Origin of the sequence: Catalinimonas locisalis, from assembly GCF_038039535.1 — a bacterium.
Lineage (GTDB): Bacteria > Bacteroidota > Bacteroidia > Cytophagales > Cyclobacteriaceae > Catalinimonas.
The window spans coordinates 1-15,875 of the sequence record NZ_JBBPHP010000002.1 but is presented as its reverse complement, the minus strand read 5'-3'; the positions used below and the strand labels follow the sequence as shown (position 1 = coordinate 15,875).

Annotated in this window: 17 protein-coding genes; 11 read left to right on the top strand and 6 right to left on the bottom strand. The window is 42.1% G+C overall.

What is annotated here, in order from left to right:
* Positions 1 to 63: 63 nt before the first annotated feature.
* Positions 64 to 666, bottom strand: coding sequence for a GTP cyclohydrolase II (ribA, locus tag WJR50_RS03620; protein WP_341291864.1), 603 nt, complete (start codon positions 664 to 666; stop codon positions 64 to 66).
* Between the two features lie 104 nt (positions 667 to 770).
* Positions 771 to 2,117, bottom strand: a complete 1,347-nt coding sequence (locus WJR50_RS03615) for an MATE family efflux transporter (protein WP_341291863.1) — start codon at positions 2,115 to 2,117, stop codon at positions 771 to 773.
* Positions 2,118 to 2,211: 94 nt separating this feature from the next.
* On the opposite strand from WJR50_RS03615, the gene rbsK reads away from it, so the two are divergent.
* Entirely contained in the window at positions 2,212 to 3,138 is a 927-nt protein-coding gene (gene rbsK, locus WJR50_RS03610; RefSeq protein ID WP_341291862.1) for a ribokinase, read from the top strand.
* A 42-nt stretch (positions 3,139 to 3,180) separates the two neighbouring features.
* Here rbsK and WJR50_RS03605 read toward each other — a convergent pair whose 3' ends face one another.
* Complete coding sequence (locus WJR50_RS03605) at positions 3,181 to 3,792, bottom strand: hypothetical protein (RefSeq protein ID WP_341291861.1); 612 nt, start codon at positions 3,790 to 3,792, stop codon at positions 3,181 to 3,183.
* 150 nt (positions 3,793 to 3,942) lie between these two features.
* Between WJR50_RS03605 and WJR50_RS03600 the strand changes: the two genes are divergently transcribed.
* The 8 genes from WJR50_RS03600 to WJR50_RS03565 all read left to right on the top strand — a co-directional run bounded on the left by WJR50_RS03600 (position 3,943) and on the right by WJR50_RS03565 (position 11,739).
* Positions 3,943 to 4,821, top strand: coding sequence for a PIG-L deacetylase family protein (locus WJR50_RS03600; protein WP_341291860.1), 879 nt, complete (start codon positions 3,943 to 3,945; stop codon positions 4,819 to 4,821).
* A gap of 155 nt (positions 4,822 to 4,976) precedes the next feature.
* The gene (locus WJR50_RS03595; RefSeq protein ID WP_341291859.1) at positions 4,977 to 6,059 is read left to right on the top strand and encodes a hypothetical protein; all 1,083 of its coding nucleotides are present in this window, start codon (positions 4,977 to 4,979) and stop codon (positions 6,057 to 6,059) included.
* Positions 6,060 to 6,134: 75 nt separating this feature from the next.
* The gene (locus WJR50_RS03590; RefSeq protein WP_341291858.1) at positions 6,135 to 6,323 is read left to right on the top strand and encodes a hypothetical protein; all 189 of its coding nucleotides are present in this window, start codon (positions 6,135 to 6,137) and stop codon (positions 6,321 to 6,323) included.
* Between the two features lie 621 nt (positions 6,324 to 6,944).
* Complete coding sequence (locus tag WJR50_RS03585) at positions 6,945 to 8,306, top strand: enolase C-terminal domain-like protein (RefSeq protein ID WP_341291857.1); 1,362 nt, start codon at positions 6,945 to 6,947, stop codon at positions 8,304 to 8,306.
* A 207-nt stretch (positions 8,307 to 8,513) separates the two neighbouring features.
* Positions 8,514 to 9,584 (top strand): endonuclease/exonuclease/phosphatase family protein, encoded by a 1,071-nt coding sequence (locus WJR50_RS03580; RefSeq protein ID WP_341291856.1) that lies wholly within the window; start codon positions 8,514 to 8,516, stop codon positions 9,582 to 9,584.
* Positions 9,585 to 9,872: 288 nt separating this feature from the next.
* On the top strand, positions 9,873 to 10,316 hold the full coding sequence (locus WJR50_RS03575; protein ID WP_341291855.1) for a MarR family winged helix-turn-helix transcriptional regulator: 444 nt from the start codon (positions 9,873 to 9,875) through the stop codon (positions 10,314 to 10,316).
* Positions 10,317 to 10,404: 88 nt separating this feature from the next.
* Positions 10,405 to 11,409 (top strand): NAD(P)/FAD-dependent oxidoreductase, encoded by a 1,005-nt coding sequence (locus WJR50_RS03570; RefSeq protein ID WP_341291854.1) that lies wholly within the window; start codon positions 10,405 to 10,407, stop codon positions 11,407 to 11,409.
* 3 nt (positions 11,410 to 11,412) lie between these two features.
* Positions 11,413 to 11,739, top strand: coding sequence for a 2Fe-2S iron-sulfur cluster-binding protein (locus WJR50_RS03565; protein ID WP_341291853.1), 327 nt, complete (start codon positions 11,413 to 11,415; stop codon positions 11,737 to 11,739).
* Positions 11,740 to 11,820: 81 nt separating this feature from the next.
* Here WJR50_RS03565 and msrA read toward each other — a convergent pair whose 3' ends face one another.
* The gene (gene msrA, locus WJR50_RS03560) at positions 11,821 to 12,360 is read right to left on the bottom strand and encodes a peptide-methionine (S)-S-oxide reductase MsrA (RefSeq protein ID WP_445223451.1); all 540 of its coding nucleotides are present in this window, start codon (positions 12,358 to 12,360) and stop codon (positions 11,821 to 11,823) included.
* Between the two features lie 349 nt (positions 12,361 to 12,709).
* Here msrA and WJR50_RS03555 point away from each other — a divergent pair, with 349 nt between their 5' ends.
* Positions 12,710 to 13,270, top strand: coding sequence for a hypothetical protein (locus tag WJR50_RS03555; protein ID WP_341291851.1), 561 nt, complete (start codon positions 12,710 to 12,712; stop codon positions 13,268 to 13,270).
* A 50-nt stretch (positions 13,271 to 13,320) separates the two neighbouring features.
* On the opposite strand, the gene WJR50_RS03550 is transcribed toward WJR50_RS03555, so the two are convergent.
* Positions 13,321 to 13,623, bottom strand: a complete 303-nt coding sequence (locus WJR50_RS03550) for a hypothetical protein (protein ID WP_341291850.1) — start codon at positions 13,621 to 13,623, stop codon at positions 13,321 to 13,323.
* A gap of 402 nt (positions 13,624 to 14,025) precedes the next feature.
* Between WJR50_RS03550 and WJR50_RS03545 the strand changes: the two genes are divergently transcribed.
* Entirely contained in the window at positions 14,026 to 15,141 is a 1,116-nt protein-coding gene (locus WJR50_RS03545; RefSeq protein WP_341291849.1) for an acyloxyacyl hydrolase, read from the top strand.
* 88 nt (positions 15,142 to 15,229) lie between these two features.
* On the opposite strand, the gene WJR50_RS03540 is transcribed toward WJR50_RS03545, so the two are convergent.
* A complete protein-coding gene (locus WJR50_RS03540; protein WP_341291848.1) occupies positions 15,230 to 15,760 on the bottom strand; it encodes a DUF3347 domain-containing protein in 531 nt (176 codons plus the stop codon).
* Positions 15,761 to 15,875: the final 115 nt, after the last annotated feature.

Sequence of the window (15,875 nt, the reverse complement as noted above, 5' to 3'; positions counted from 1 at the left end):
GGAGGCTAAAAGTTAAAGGTTGAAGATGGACATACTTTCAACCTTTAACCTTCAACTTTAAACTTACTTGCTTATATCTAAAAGGTGTCCCATAAGATTTTGTTTGGTTTGCAAGTAGTCCAGGTTCTCCTCATGAGGTTTGATCTCAATAGGCACTCTACCCAGCACTTCTACTCCAGACTTTTTGAGGCTTTCCAGCTTATCAGGATTGTTAGTCATAAGCAGCACCGAGGTAATCTGCAGATCCCTTAAAATTTCAATAGCGATGCTGTAGTCTCTTTCGTCTATCTCAAAGCCCAGATGCACATTGGCTTCAGCAGTATTCAACCCCTGATCCTGCAGGTTATAGGCTTTCATCTTATTGATCAGGCCAATACCTCGGCCCTCCTGCCTCAGGTAAATTACTACGCCTCCATCTTTACCAGTCATCTTCATAGACTGATCCAGTTGCTCACCACAGTCGCAGCGGAGGGAACTAAAAACATCTCCTGTCATGCATTCAGAATGTATGCGCACCAAGACAGGCTTAGTAAAATCCGTTTGTTCGCTCACCATTGCCAGGTGAGGCATTGGGTTGTCTGCTTCTCCGGCGTATCCAATCATTTTAAAAGTACCAAAGCTAGTAGGTAATTTAGTCTCAGCTTGTCTTACTAATTTATGTATCATATAGATCTTCAACTCTACAATGAGGTGCTTCCAAGGTTGAAGCACGAGCGGTTTATCTTAAACAATTATTAGACAGAAAGTTCACCAAAATACATTAAATACCTTTACCCGGAAACTTCTACCTCCAACATTTTAACTGCGCTCACTTTGTTGACCAGAATGTAGGACAATATGGTAGCCAGTAAATGGGATACCGGATAGGCAGAAAGGATAGCATCAAAGCTATCCATTAATACCGCGGCATAAGCAATGGGCAGGTAAAATATAAACAAATGGCTTAACCCCAACGCAGTAGCCCACCAAGGACGCTGATAAACATTGAGTACCGTCAGGCTGATCATGACAAAGCCATTGACTGCATAGCCCCAGGGAACTATAGCCAGGTAATTATTCAATGCCCTGAAGGTAGCAGGGTCAGTAGCGAAAATATTACTGATATTCTCTTTAAAAAGGCTAATGAGCCCGGCTGCGATCAGGCCCAGCACAAAAGCATAGGTAATACCGTATTGCAAGCCCTTATGAGCTCTTTGTGTCTTTTCCGCACCCAGGTTCTGCCCGATAAAGGGAGCCAGCACCGCTGTTAAGGAGGTAAATGAAAGCACCACCAGCATATCTATCCGTGAGCCAGCGCCATAAGCTGACACTGCCGCATTCCCGAAATGGCTCAGTAATTTGACAAAAAGTGTATTGCCCAGGGGCACCATAACATTGGTAAGCGCGATAGGAAAAGCCATGACCACTACTGGCCTCCAGCGAAAAGCCTGTACCTTCTTCCAGTTGATGTTATTATCTACTTTCAGAGTCTTCCACAGGTAAGGAAGTGGAAGCCACATACTAATAAAGATCGCAATGCTGGTAGCCCAGGCCGCTCCGGCAATACCCAGTTCAGGAAAACCCAGATAACCAAAAATCAACAGTGGATCAAGCAGGGCATTGATGGAAACCAGCAGCAGCATGGTATAGGTCAGCAGTTTATGATTACCCAGGGCGCGGGCGAGGCTGGTTACGGCTACAAGCAGGCATAGGAAAAACATACCGGGAATCAGTACCTCAAAATACTCCAATAGCAGTGTGAGTACTTCTTTTCTAGCTCCTAATTGCTCAAAAAGAAAGCGATCCCCTAAGACAAGTACGCCCCACATCAATAACCCAAAGCTAAGCGCAAAGGTCAAACAACTGATGATTAGTGAATGTAGCTGATCGGCTTTGTTTCTTCCAACCGCATTGGACACCACCACTACCATGCCTGCTCCTACTCCAAGCAGCATACTCACCAGCAAAGTCATGACCGGAGTGGCATAACTGATGGCCGTTAGTGCCTCACTTCCCAGCTGACTGATAAAGTATACATCTATCAGCATGAAAGAAGCCATCAGCAGTACCCCCAGCAGCAATACTCCCGACTGCTTGAGGATGTATGTGGCTATATTTCCCTGCAATACTTCTGACATGACATGCAATTAAGCAATAAACTCACGAATGGACTAAATGATTGATACGATTTTCTTATTTTGCTACCATCTCACAACCTAAAGATGAAATTATATGGGCAAGCAAGTTGTCGTAGTCGGCAGTTCCAACATAGATTTAATTGCCAAACTCAGTCACCTGCCTAAACCGGGGGAAACGGTAGGAGACGCCGAGTTCAGCCAGGCACACGGAGGCAAGGGAGCCAATCAGGCAGTAGCTGCTGCCCGGGCAGGAGCTGAAGTAAGCTTCATTTCTTCCCTGGGGGATGACGCTTTTGGACAAAATATGCTACAGGATTTTAAACGTAGCGGCATCAATACCGATTACATACTAGAGAATAAAAACACCCCTACCGGCACTGCCCTGATCTGGGTAGACCAGCAGGGAGAAAACAGCATTGCCGTAGCTCCCGGAGCCAATTATAAACTAAGTCCGGCTTACATTGACGAATGCAGAATACTGCTATCCAGGGCGGAGCTTATCCTTCTCCAACTGGAAATTCCTTTTGAAACGGTAGAATACGTCATTGATCTGGCGGCCAGCCTGGGTAAAAAGGTTATGCTCAATCCTGCCCCCGCCCGTCCTCTGGAAAGAAAACACCTGAAACCGCTTTTCAACCTGACTGTTAATGAAACTGAGGCGGCAATGATCAGTGGCCTGCCGGTAGAAACGCCCGAGCAGGTAACAGAAGCAGCTAAAAGACTGCTGGAAATGGGGCCGGAAATGGTCGTCATCACCCTGGGCTCCCGTGGGGTCTTCTACATGACCAAAAGAGAACAAAAGATGGTGGAAGCTTATCCGGTGAAGCCGGTGGATACTACCGCTGCCGGAGATGTGTTTTGTGGTGTGCTGGCCTCCCAACTTGTGCAGAACAAGAAGTTAGCAGAGGCTATCAAATATGCTAATGCCGCAGCTGCCCTATCTACTACCAAGCTGGGCGCGCAACCCTCAGCACCTACCCAGCATGAGATCAAAGCCTTTCTGGATCAGTATGAGTTTTAACGAATGATGGATGAGGAATGATTGGTGAATAATGACGAATGATTAATGTAGTTGTGCTTCTTTAAGTATCATTTTTACTTTTTGAAAAGCTCTCTCGTAAGGAGTATTCTCTTTTGACAGTGAATGATAAGCAGTAATATTAGCTAACTTTTGCAGTTCAGCTTGGACTTCTTCAATTTTCAAAACATCCTCATTTTTGCTTAGACTCTGAAGGATGATTGCATAGGGCATAAAGTTGTAATAAGCATACTGCATCTCTGTACGTTCCAAAACATCATTATTTAATGAGTAAAGATATTCATATCTGCTACTATCTTTATATAGGAGCTTAAAGGCAGTATTAAACTTTCTGTTGAGTGTGTTTATCGTATCTCCAAAATATTCAAGCCGCTGATCGTATAGATTAAGAGCTGACTGCACGTAGCCAAAAGCTTTTTCAGTATTTGTTTCTTCTTCTGCTAGCTTTTCATACAATTCAATACCCATCGTATACTGCGCAGCATTGGCATCCGGATGTTCGCTAAGCATCCACTCCAAATATGGGAGCGCTTTCTTGTATTCTTTATTCTGAAAGTGGTAATTATAAGCTTCTATCGCCTCATCATAATCCCCTTTAAATAATAAATCCCACTCTGCCTGTGCAAATACTTTCATAATACTTAAGCAATATAAAAAGATTAGAACGCAAAGACACCTCATATACATCTCTTAAGGTTTTTCTTAATGAACATCTACACAATATAACTTATTCACTAGTAAATTGTGTCAAAGCCTTTATATTTAAATGTTCAACCTTATAATAACATGCAAAAGCTAGTTTCCTTAATCTATCTACTCTTCATCTGCTCTACAAGTCAGCTATGGGCGCAATCTGATATACTACGTGTGGTAGTGATCGGTGGACACCCCGATGATGCCGATATCAAAGCGGGAGGTACTGCCATTCTCTGGGCCAAGATGGGGCATGACGTAAAGTTTGTAGCTGTTACTAATGGCGATGCCGGTCACCAGACCGAAGGTGGTGGCGCGCTGGCTATCCGACGTATGCAGGAAGCCCGTGAATCGGCCAAGCGCATGGATATAGACGCTTATGTAGTCCTGGACAATCATGATGGGGAACTGGTACCCAGCCTGGATGTACGTAAGCAGATCATCCGGGAGATCAGAAAGTGGGATGCCGACCTGGTGATCTCCCACCGTACCAATGACTACCACCCTGACCACCGCTATACTGGCGTGCTGGTGCAGGATGCCGCCTTTATGGTAACTGTGCCTAACATCTGTCCGGATACGCCTCCTCTGGAAAAGAACCCGGTATTCATGTACTTACAGGATGGATTTGATAAGCCCTACCCCTTTCAGCCGGACATCGTCGTGGCAATAGATGAGGTGTTTGACCAGAAGGTTCATGCCCTGGATGCCCATGAGTCACAGTTTTATGAATGGCTACCCTGGATTTATGGCCGACAGGAAGTTCCTGATGATCCGGCACAGCGTGAGGCCTGGCTGAAGGCATCTCGTACCACCAGAATTACGCCCAGCATGCGAAAAGCATTGGTACGCTGGTACGGAAAGGAAAGAGCCGAGCAGGTAAGCCATGCTGAAGCATTTGAAGTCTGTGAGTACGGTACCCAACCCACTGAGGCCATGATCAGGCAGCTTTTTCCAATGTTGGGGAAATAGGTAATGCTGGCACGTCATTTCTTTTGCATTAGCAAGTACCGGGAAATGTAAAGTGGTAGGGTCTTTATACCCAATCCTGCTTTATGGTTTGTTAAGCTTTTCAAATAAAGGTATATTATGAAAACAAGCTTCCTGCAAACATACTAAAGCAACCTATGGGTAAGTTGATAAACCTCTGGCCACAAAGCCTCTCCACCAGGTCCTGGTACACGCACAGTAATACAGTAATATGCATTTTCTCTCTTTTAAGCCTGCTCATGCTGGCTTGTCAGGAAGATAGTGAAGAACCTTCCTTACCTGACCTTGATACCTATCTTGAACGCTTTGAAGAAGAAGCCCGCCTGAGGGGCTATGATTTTGACTTATCCGGTGTAGAAACAGCCTATATGGATGAGCTGAAAGTAGGAGGACAAACTTACTGTGGCTATGGATATTCAAACTACAGAGGTACCGGCATAAGAAGAATTGAGATCTCAACCTCAGCTTCTTGTAATTGGGAAGCACGTAGCGAGACTGAAAGAGAGAACTTCTTCTTTCACGAGATAGGGCATGCTTTTTTTAATCGCGGACATGATGAAAGCAGACTCTGTGATGGTTCTCCCCTCTCCCTCATGAATTCTACTACCAATGTCTGGGGAATTTATGATGAAACAGAAGAGGAAAAGAAGGATTACTATATCAGTGAACTCATTGATAGGATGGCTGCTCTGGATCAATGCATTGATTATGAAAGAGACTGGGTGAATGATAGTGTTTTTTATCAGTATACAGCAGCGGATACCTCCTGGGTATTTGATGCTCAGGACGGAAATTATATAGGAACAAGTAGTGCGACAGACAATCTGGAAGGAGAAGCAATTACCCTTGAGCTAAGTTCGGGAAGCACTACGGACGAAAGTGGCAGATGGTTCAGGAGGATTGACAATCCCAATATTCCCGAATGTACAGATGTTACACTAAGCGTAAAGATGAATTCCGAGCAGCTCATCGGAACGGGTGCAGCTATTTCTATCAGGGCCTTCCATGCTCCGGCAGGTAGAAACGGAGCACAGAGTGAAGAATATCTATATCTGACTACCACGGATGCTCCGGTTGCGGGGCAATTAAATGACTATATAGAAGAACTCACCATCCCCTGCTACAGCAGAAAAACTACTTTCATCGTTTTATTCCTCCGCCTCATGGCAGGAACAGAAGGCAAAGTAACTTTTGAAGACATTCAGTTGACGGTAAAGTAAGGTCAATAGTAAGAATAAGTTATTCCCAACCCTGCGCATTCCATTAGGCCTTTATGCTAGACTATCCTAATGAATATGAGTAATCTTGAGGTCGCCAGACAAAACCCGGTCAGGAAGACCCAGTCAGGAAGACCCAGTTGGGAAGACCCGGTAAGCGTAATTTTAGGCGTTAACTATACGAAACCTGCGTTCCGTAGCACCCATCTTCCAAAAAAAAGAGGAATCTTCTACACCCTTGTAACCAAAGACTTTGAATGCGGATAAGTACTCCACACCGGAATACCTCCAGGATGAGTTCTATACGTTAATAACGCTCTTCTCTCAACTTTCAATATTGGTTCACATACTACCTAATCCATTACTGCAACCTATGCAAAAATCGGATAAGCATGAAAACTTTGGGCGCAATGCAAAACCATACACGTTTCTTACGCACGACCATAGTCGCCACCTGTAAACGACATCGTTTGAACATGAAATTCCCAGGCGCGGAGCATAAACGACTTCGTTTTACCCCCACGACCGCCGCCGCAGCCCTTAACCGACTTCGGTTTGGCACGAAATCCCCAGGCGCAGCGCGTAAACGGTCTTGTTTCAGGTCCGCGTCCGCTGTCGTGGCCTTTAACCGACAATGAATGAACATCAAATCTGCCGTCGCGGCCTTTGAATCTCCAGTCTACCAGCAGTAAACTCTTGCAATTTTAAATAATTCAGCAAATAATAAAGTATATGCAAACTGTATTTTCACTTGATTATAATAATCAATCCCATTAAGCTTTTACCCTTTAATGGGAATACAAACAGCTCATCTTTTCCTGCCCTGAGATTTCCCCATTTTTCTTTAACTTACAGGGAAACGTTTTTCTGACAATAACCTACTACTACATGAACCGAAGAAATCTGCTCAAGAACATGGGCATGGGACTGTCCGCAGGGCTGATGGGAACTGCACTACCCACTGCCACAGTACAAGCTACGCCTAACTACAAAAACGGCTTGCCTCCCGTTAAGATCACCAAAGTAAAAGCAATACCTACCTGCCCTCACGGTATTGAACTGATCGTAGTCAAGGTAGAAACCTCCGAACCCGGCCTCTACGGTGTAGGCTGCGCCACCTTCAGGCAGCGAGGCCATGCGGTGGTCTCGGCAGTGGATGACTACCTGAACGACTTCTGCCAGGGCAAAGACGTAGACAACATTGAAGACATCTGGCAGACGGCCTATGTAAGCTCCTACTGGCGCAATGGCCCGGTGCTTAACAATGCCCTGAGCGGACTGGATCAGGCCCTCTGGGATATCAAAGGCAAAAGAGCCGGTATGCCGGTGTACCAGTTGCTGGGCGGAAAGCTACGCTTTGCGGTAGACTGTTATGCCCACGCCAGCGGCAGTAGCCCCCAGGAGGTAGCCGAAAGTGTACAAAGTTATATTGACCAGGGCTTCCGCCATGTGCGGATTCAAATGGGGGGCTACGGGGCGGCACAGCTATTAGGCGGCTATGGAGAAGGGGCTAACAGGGATCAGCAACCCGACTTTAAAGCGGCCGGTTTTGGTACTCCTGAAGATAATGTGATGAATACCCTGGCCTATACCAAGAGTGTGGTAGATATGTTTGCTGAAGTGCGCAAAAGCTGTGGTGAAGTGGTAGAACTACTGCACGATATCCATGAGCGGGTACAACCTATGGAGGCGATTCGCATGATAGAGCAATTAGAAGAGTACCGGCCTTTCTTCATTGAAGACCCTTTTTCACCGGAGAATATCGGCTACTTTGAAACCCTACGCAACCATACCACCGTGCCTATCGCGATGGGCGAACTTTTCAATAATCAGCATGAGTGGGTAGACATTATGAAGGACCGTCTGATAGATTATATCAGGATTCATATATCTCAAATTGGTGGGATTACGCCGGCCATGAAAGTGGCCAGACTGGGTGAATGGTTTAATGTTAAAACGGCCTGGCATGGTCCGGGGGATGTCTCTCCGGTAGGTCACGCTGCCAACGCCCATATTGATCTGGCCGTGTGGAACTTCGGTATACAGGAGTCAGTTAATTTCTCTGATTTGCTCAGGGAGATCTTCCCCGGCAGCCCGGAGATGAAGAATGGATATATGCACATCAATGAAGTACCCGGGCTGGGAGTAGATGTAAATGAAGAGCTGGCGCTCAAATATCCATTCCCTGACAAATTTGATTACAACTGGACGCAATTAAGAAAGCCCGATGGCACTCCGGTACGTCCTTAGTATTTGATAAGCATCATCTTGTTTATAAGTCCCGAATAAATTTGAAGAGTTTGTCCGGGACTTCATTCTTTCTTGAAAGGGTTATTCCTATTAATTTAAAAGCAGCTGCTATAATTTTACACAGAAGTCAAACAATTGATGGCTGTATGGCATTTATCACCTAGATACATTCATATTTTTTAACCTGATCATTAGTACTTTTTATCCATGCGAATCTTTAAAGCGATTCTGATTGCCTTAAGTGTATTCTCTATCATTGGAACATTACTTCCCCTGCTTCCGATGGATACATGGTGGGTACAAATATTTGTGTTCCCAAGAATCCAGATCAGTATAATCATTATCTTATTGATCGTTTTGTGGCTCTTTTTTTTCTGGTTTCCCAAAGGTCTGAATATGATCATGGTTATCCTGCTGAGCGCATCTTTTTTCTACCAGGTTTTTCGCATATTTCCCTACACTATCTTTTCCGGGATACAAACGGATTTAGCCCAGGGTCAGGATACAACTACCAATCTCAGCGCTATTGTTTCCAATGTATATATGAAAAACCAGGAGTATCAGACGCTGCTCAAACTCATTGAGCAGAAAAATCCTGACATGGTGCTGCTACTGGAAACTGATGAGTGGTGGGCTGATAAGATGGATACTTTAAAGAACGATTATCCCCATATCGTAAGCAAACCGCTAGACAATACCTACGGTATGATCTTGTACTCTCAACTGTCACTTGAAGATACGGAGGTCAGATATATGATGGAAGACAGCATACCTTCTATTCATGCTTATGCCAAACTACGCTCCGGCCATCTTGTAAGGCTTTACTGTCTACACCCCAAGCCGCCAGTACCTCCCGAAAGCGAAAGCAGTACCAAGAGAGATGCTGAGCTTTTGCTTGCCGGAGAGTTGGTAAAGAAAAACAAGGAACCTGCTATCCTGATGGGTGACCTCAATGATGTGGCCTGGTCTTATACCACCCGTCTGTTCCTCAAATCAAGCCAGATGCTTGATCCCCGGATTGGCAGAGGCTTTTATAATACTTTTAATGCAGAATTACCTATGATGCGTTGGTCACTGGACCATGTGTTTCATACCGAAGCTTTCCAACTTAATGCTTTAGAGGTATTACCTTATATAGGTTCAGACCATTTTCCTGTTTATTTTTCATTAAGTTACCAGCCTACTGAAACAGAAGAACAGGAACCCCTCGAACCTACCAGTGCAAAAGAACAAGATACCGTAGACAAGAAAATAAAAAAAGGAATGGAAAAACAATGATGGGTAAATCGTGTTTTCTATAATAGGTACAAAAAGCAAAAGGGCTGTAGTACAGCCCTCACGCTTATGTAACCCCACGTAAAGTTTAAAAAATTTATATCAATCTTAGTTTAAAAAATAATCGAATACACAGATACAAGTAACAATACCATGCCAGTATGGATGAGGGTATAGAATCATCTTATTTTCCACACTACTGTCTAACATATTCCCCGTGTACCGGGGAGTAAATTCCCCAAATATTCCCCACATTTTATTTAGTCAGCTCAAAAGTCTATTTTAGCCGCTATGGCTATACCCGAAGATGACATTTACAGCAACTACTCTTTTCTCTTGGAGAAGACCAATAAGAAGATAAAGCAGTATGCTAAACAGCAGTTTAGAGCTTTAGGCTTTGAGGTTACAGTTGACCAGTGGGCAGTACTCAAAATACTGGCAGAGCACAAGGAATTGAACCAGGTGGGTCTCGCTCAGCTGATTCATAAAGATACCCCTACCCTTACCAGGATTCTTGATTTATTAAGTCAGAAGGAGCTCATTCTACGGCAGCATGATGAAACAGACAGGCGAAGAGTCAATGTATGTTTAACAGCATTAGGTCAGGAAACGGTAGCTAAAATGCTACCCGAGGTAAGAAAAATTCGTATGCACGCCTGGCAACATCTTACTGGAGATGACTTTAAACAGTTTGTCAGAATATTGAATACTATCTACGATAACTTAAAGCCTTAAAAAAATTTATGTAATTAAGTCGTATACAAATAATTAGTATAACAACTATTTTATTGCTTACTTCGTTTACTCATAAAAACTTAAAAATATGATACACACAGACCTTTGCATTATTGGAGCCGGACCTGTTGGTTTATTTGCCGTCTTTGAAGCTGGATTGCTCAAAATGCGATGTCATGTGATGGACGTCTTACCTCAGATTGGTGGTCAGTTATCCGAAATTTACCCTAAGAAGCCGATCTATGATATACCCGGATACCCGGTGGTGTTAGCTCAGGAGCTGGTAGATAATCTGGCAAAGCAGATAGAACCTTTTAATCCTACCTTCACGCTCGGAGAGAAGGTAGAAAAAATTGAGAGACAGGAAGATGAGTCATTTATCCTGGAAACCAATGAAGGTACACAATGTCATGCCAAAGCAGTTGTGATTGCCGGAGGTTTAGGTTGTTTTGAACCTCGTAAGCCCGCTCTGGAAAACCTGGAGAACTATGAGGGAAAAGGTATTGACTACATGGTACGTAATCCTGAAAAATATACCAATAAAAAAGTAGTAGTCGCCGGTGGAGGAGACTCTGCGCTGGACTGGACGATCTATCTGGCTGACCTGGTGGAGGAACTGACGCTTGTCCACCGTGGCAGCAGCTTTAGAGGTGCTCCCGACTCCGCTGAGAAAGTGTTGAAACTGGCAGAAGAAGGTAAGCTTAATCTGAAACTGAACAGCCAGGTCACTGCGCTTAATGGTAATGGAGTCCTTAAAGAGTGTCTGATCACAGACAAAGAAGGTAAAGCCGAACTGGTAGCCAGTGATTACTTTGTTCCACTTTTTGGGCTAAGCCCTAAGTTGGGACCTATCGCCAACTGGAAACTTAACCTGGATCGTAATGCCATCAATGTTAACTTAGAAGATTATTCTACTAATGTACCTGGCGTTTACGCTATCGGTGATATCAACCAATATCCGGGTAAGCTAAAACTAATATTAAGTGGTTTCCACGAAGCTGCCCTCATGGCACAAAGTGCTTACAGAGTAGTTAGTGGAGGTAAGAAAGCCAGTCTGAAATATACTACAGTAAACGGAATTCAAAGTTTTTAAAATATGGATATCAAAATTCACATTGAAGAAGCTGAGGGAAAATTTAATACTATTGAAGCCCCCACTGATATGGCATTGAGCCTAATGGAAATTCTTAAAGCATCCGATTACCCGGTTGCTGCTACTTGTGGGGGTATGGCGCTTTGTGCTTCTTGTCATATTGAAGTACTGGACAATACTTACAACGAAGAAGCCAATGATGCCGAAATGGATATGCTGGATACCCTTCCGGTGGTCAGTGATAGTAGTCGGCTGGCCTGTCAGATGCCCATCACAGAAGAGATGGACGGTATTCGTATCCGCCTGATGGCTGAAGAAGTACCTGAATAGATTAAGATTAACTTTGTTCAACAATAAAAAAGCCACTGACTAAGATTAGCCAGTGGCTTTTGCTTTTTCTACTACTCAATTCTAATTATTTACTTTCTTGAGTTTGTCTTTAAAGACTTTTTCAAATTTCTCCACCTTAGGACGAATCACAAAGGAGCAGTAAGGCTGACTACCATTCAGATTATAATAATTCTGATGATAATCTTCTGCCGGATAAAACTTCTCAAAAGCAGTAATTTCAGTGACAATCGGATTGTCATAAGCACCAGCTTCGTTTAACTCCTTTTTATACTTTTCTGCTTTCTCTTTTTGCTCTTCATTATGGTAGAAAACCGCTGAGCGGTATTGTGGTCCCACATCATTGCCCTGCCGGTTAGGGGTAGTAGGATCATGTGTTTTCCAGAATACCTCCAAAAGCTCATCATAAGTTATGATAGAAGGATCGTAGGTAATCTGTATTACTTCTGCATGACCGGTAGTGCCGGTACAAACCTGTTTATACGTCGGATTCTCCACATGTCCACCAGAATATCCTGAGACTGCTTTTTCTACTCCATTTAAGTTTTGAAATATAGCTTCTGTACACCAGAAGCATCCGTTTCCAAAAGTTGCTATTTCCATATTATCGTTTATTGTTTCTAACACTGTAAGTGAAGCATTGTTGGCTGAAGCGCTGCTTTCCGATTGTACGCATGCGCTCATGGCTAACAACAATGAAATTCCATATAAAATACCTTTTGCCATTTCTTATGGGGTTTTGCTTTTTACAATGTACGGCTTCTGTTAGTAAGTAGTTTTGACATAAATTGAGATAGAGCAAAATTTCCAGATAGTGTCAATGAACTGACATTTAAAGCTTCATAAAACAGCCTGATAAAACTATACTAAAGTGTAAGTACTCAATTTGCCAAATTTACTTTTACAAGAACTTCACATGGAAGGATTCTTGATGAGTTTAGGAAAAACTATTATGCGAAAAATAATCATAATACTACTCATCAGTGTTACTTCAGTAACTGCCTATGCTCAATCCAGTATGGATTTCAAATTAGGCTTTGGAGCATCCAACTTAGGCACTGGTGATAAGTTGGTTGGAAAATTAGAAGGAGAAGTCTCCAGAAAATGGAACAGGATTCTCAGCAATTCTATTTTACTGGGAGTAGGCTATGGAGATTTTTATTCTAGAATGGTTCCTCAACCTACAAATGATCCAACTCATGTAACATACAGAGAAAGAGAATTTAACCCAAGCTTTCTTACACATCTGGATGCCAATGTCTTTGCATCACCTTTCAGAAATGATAAAATTTACAACCTGAAAATTGGCACTGGCGCTTCTTTAATTTATGTATATGATAATATTGACAGTGATAGAGAAGAACATAAAGTTAGCCTGGGAATGAGTGCCATCGTAGAAAATGAGTTCAGTCTCAAAAATGGTTTTTTACTGGGCCTGAAAGCTATGATGCAGCCTTATCTTAATGGGGATATCAATTTAAGTCTGATGCTTAAAGTAGGAAAAGAAATCTGAATACTGACCTTTAGTGTAAGGTTTAAAATAAGGTAAAAAGATGAAATCAACTATTCTGTAAACGAAGCTATTACTTCAAAACGTTCTTTTGAACTTTCTTTGAAATTCATCTTTTGTAAGACCTGCAAAAAATCATTATAACTCACCTCTTTGAGCAAAATGGTTTCCTGAGTACATTTTTGTAAATCGGATAAGTAAAAATTAGGTTTTCTGTTATCCGTATTAAGATACTCATACTCTCTGAAAAATGTTAAAACTTCATACTTGCTATCCTGCAAACAAAGCTTAATTAATATGGCTTTATGAGGTTCTATTTTTTCAAAAAAACAATATGGCACGTCTTTTAACTTCAATATACTTTTATTTAATGCTGTAAAAATACAGAGGATTATACCTGATTAAGTTAAACAAATATTACTAATATATTAAGTATTTATAATTATAAATATTACATGTTTTTGCCTGATAGTAATTATTATCCATTCGGTCTGAGGTGTAGCCCTGTTAATTTTAATGAAATGTTAGGCTGAAAATACAACATTATAAGGTTTGTAAAGAGGTTTTACACTTGATGCAAATAGTATAAAAACCTCTTCAATATCATTCTTTGAAAGTAGCAGCCCTGTCTTAAAAGCATGATAATATATGATGAACGTAAGTAAATTGGTATTGTAATTTTGTAAAGAAATCTTGATCTTAACTTCATAAACAAATAGCTACATTAGCAGAATCAATGATTTAGGCTTCAGGGAGTTATGAGATTATACGCCTTTTCTTTTCTTATTGTATTTGTCATATTGCTAAATTTTCCTTTTCCGGTTAAGTCACAAACATCGGTAAACGAATATGATACCCCATATACTTCTGCTCTGGAAATTTCTCTCTATCAGGGTATGATCATCAGGAATAACGAGCGTATGGGGCATCTGGTCAAAAGTCACCCCCAAGGCTTTAGAGCAAGCTATATGTTACATACAAACGGAAAAAATCACTGGCAAAAATTATATGCTTATCCAGATATTGGGATTAGCTTTAGCTATCAGGATTATCGTAACCCAATACTTGGAAGATCCCTGGGTTTGATGCCTTTTATGCAATTGTATATGCATAGGGGTGAAATCTCTAGTGTTTTAGCTCATGTTGGTATCGGTTTGGCTTATCATACCAATCCCTACCATAGCACAAAAAACACTGAAAATGTAGTTTTAGGCTCCCATCTATCCTTCTCCTTAAATGCTGCGCTGAAGTATCAAATCAAAATTAATGAGGCTCTCTCCAGCGGATTGTTTGTTCACCTTGAGCACTATTCTAACGGAGGTTTTAAAAAGCCCAACTCAGGTATTAATTTGATTCAGGGGGGAATTTTTATTAATCACGATCTTAAATCAAGAGCTAATACGACATATCACCAATGGGACAAAATAGAGTTTGTACAAAAGAAGCCCTACCTCACTATCTTACCCAGTATAAGTTTTAAAGAACTAGGCTTGGGAAGTTCTGTTTTACCCTCTTATAATTTGGGAATACATATTAATAAACCAATTTCTCACATTAGCACTTTAAATTTTGGGGTAGATGCTTGCTACGATATTGCTATGAAAGATTGGATTGCACAGAGAAAACCTGAGGAAAACATTGACCATAAAAGTGTGGCGATTACAGGAGGGCATGAACTGATGATCAATAAAATATCTTTCGTCACTCAATTAGGCTATTATGTATACCGTCCGTACAATGACTTGTATAGAGATTTTTTTCAAAGGTATAGTTTACGAATCTATGTCCATCCCAAGATTGCTGTAAGTGGTGGATTGAAGGTTTACCTCGGAAGAGCTGAACAGGTGGAATGGGGACTCATGTTTAGGCTTTAGGCTGGTATATGTAGAAATAGTTTATTTTCAAAAGAATAAAGACCTCTCATCATTAGTGAGAGGTCAATTGAAAATATCGGCAGAGTGATCAGTTATCAACAGACAGTTCTTCTTCTACTCTTCCGCATTTCAGCATACGATCACCAAAGTAAGGATTACGAATTTCTTCCTGTGCACTCAGCCAATACGCTCCCTGATCATCAAAAGCCATAGGACAGTACTGCTTATAAAGTGTCTGCTCTATGACATTAGAAGCTTTCAGGTTTCTATAAAGGTGTATTGAGAAGTTTTCAAAAACCCTGCGCTGCTCCTCAATATCGGTAGTGGCGGCTATTTCTTTAACTGACTGCTGTACCTCTGGCATGGCAACGGCATCTACCACTTCCAGCGTAGCTACCGCATACTCTTTGGCCTCTTCAGGATTAGAAGCTACCAAAGCATCTTTGAGTTTGAGATAACCAGCTACCACACTCCCTACTTTTTTCACCCCTCCTACTTCATCTGTGGTTTGCTCGCTGGCCGTATCAGACTCGCTTTCCTGTGAACCAGAGCAGGCACTCACGCCAAAAATGATTAGTCCGAGGGCTAAAAGTTTAAAATTTACAATGATTGACTTCATGATTTGAGTATATGATTGATTTATGGATTTAAAATATCGGTGGTGTTACACAAAGTATGAAAGATCAAACGTAACCAAAGTTGATGTAAAAGAAAGCGATTTCAAAAGCAATGAT

What these genes read in the sequence shown, in the direction of transcription:
- ribA (WP_341291864.1), bottom strand. Translation starts at nt 666, where the DNA reads ATGATACATAAATTAGTAAGACAAGCTGAGACTAAATTACCTACTAGC.
- WJR50_RS03615 (WP_341291863.1), bottom strand. Translation starts at nt 2,117, where the DNA reads ATGTCAGAAGTATTGCAGGGAAATATAGCCACATACATCCTCAAGCAG.
- rbsK (WP_341291862.1), top strand. Translation starts at nt 2,212, where the DNA reads ATGGGCAAGCAAGTTGTCGTAGTCGGCAGTTCCAACATAGATTTAATT.
- WJR50_RS03605 (WP_341291861.1), bottom strand. Translation starts at nt 3,792, where the DNA reads ATGAAAGTATTTGCACAGGCAGAGTGGGATTTATTATTTAAAGGGGAT.
- WJR50_RS03600 (WP_341291860.1), top strand. Translation starts at nt 3,943, where the DNA reads ATGCAAAAGCTAGTTTCCTTAATCTATCTACTCTTCATCTGCTCTACA.
- WJR50_RS03595 (WP_341291859.1), top strand. Translation starts at nt 4,977, where the DNA reads ATGGGTAAGTTGATAAACCTCTGGCCACAAAGCCTCTCCACCAGGTCC.
- WJR50_RS03590 (WP_341291858.1), top strand. Translation starts at nt 6,135, where the DNA reads ATGAGTAATCTTGAGGTCGCCAGACAAAACCCGGTCAGGAAGACCCAG.
- WJR50_RS03585 (WP_341291857.1), top strand. Translation starts at nt 6,945, where the DNA reads ATGAACCGAAGAAATCTGCTCAAGAACATGGGCATGGGACTGTCCGCA.
- WJR50_RS03580 (WP_341291856.1), top strand. Translation starts at nt 8,514, where the DNA reads ATGCGAATCTTTAAAGCGATTCTGATTGCCTTAAGTGTATTCTCTATC.
- WJR50_RS03575 (WP_341291855.1), top strand. Translation starts at nt 9,873, where the DNA reads ATGGCTATACCCGAAGATGACATTTACAGCAACTACTCTTTTCTCTTG.
- WJR50_RS03570 (WP_341291854.1), top strand. Translation starts at nt 10,405, where the DNA reads ATGATACACACAGACCTTTGCATTATTGGAGCCGGACCTGTTGGTTTA.
- WJR50_RS03565 (WP_341291853.1), top strand. Translation starts at nt 11,413, where the DNA reads ATGGATATCAAAATTCACATTGAAGAAGCTGAGGGAAAATTTAATACT.
- msrA (WP_445223451.1), bottom strand. Translation starts at nt 12,360, where the DNA reads ATGGAAATAGCAACTTTTGGAAACGGATGCTTCTGGTGTACAGAAGCT.
- WJR50_RS03555 (WP_341291851.1), top strand. Translation starts at nt 12,710, where the DNA reads ATGCGAAAAATAATCATAATACTACTCATCAGTGTTACTTCAGTAACT.
- WJR50_RS03545 (WP_341291849.1), top strand. Translation starts at nt 14,026, where the DNA reads ATGAGATTATACGCCTTTTCTTTTCTTATTGTATTTGTCATATTGCTA.
- WJR50_RS03540 (WP_341291848.1), bottom strand. Translation starts at nt 15,760, where the DNA reads ATGAAGTCAATCATTGTAAATTTTAAACTTTTAGCCCTCGGACTAATC.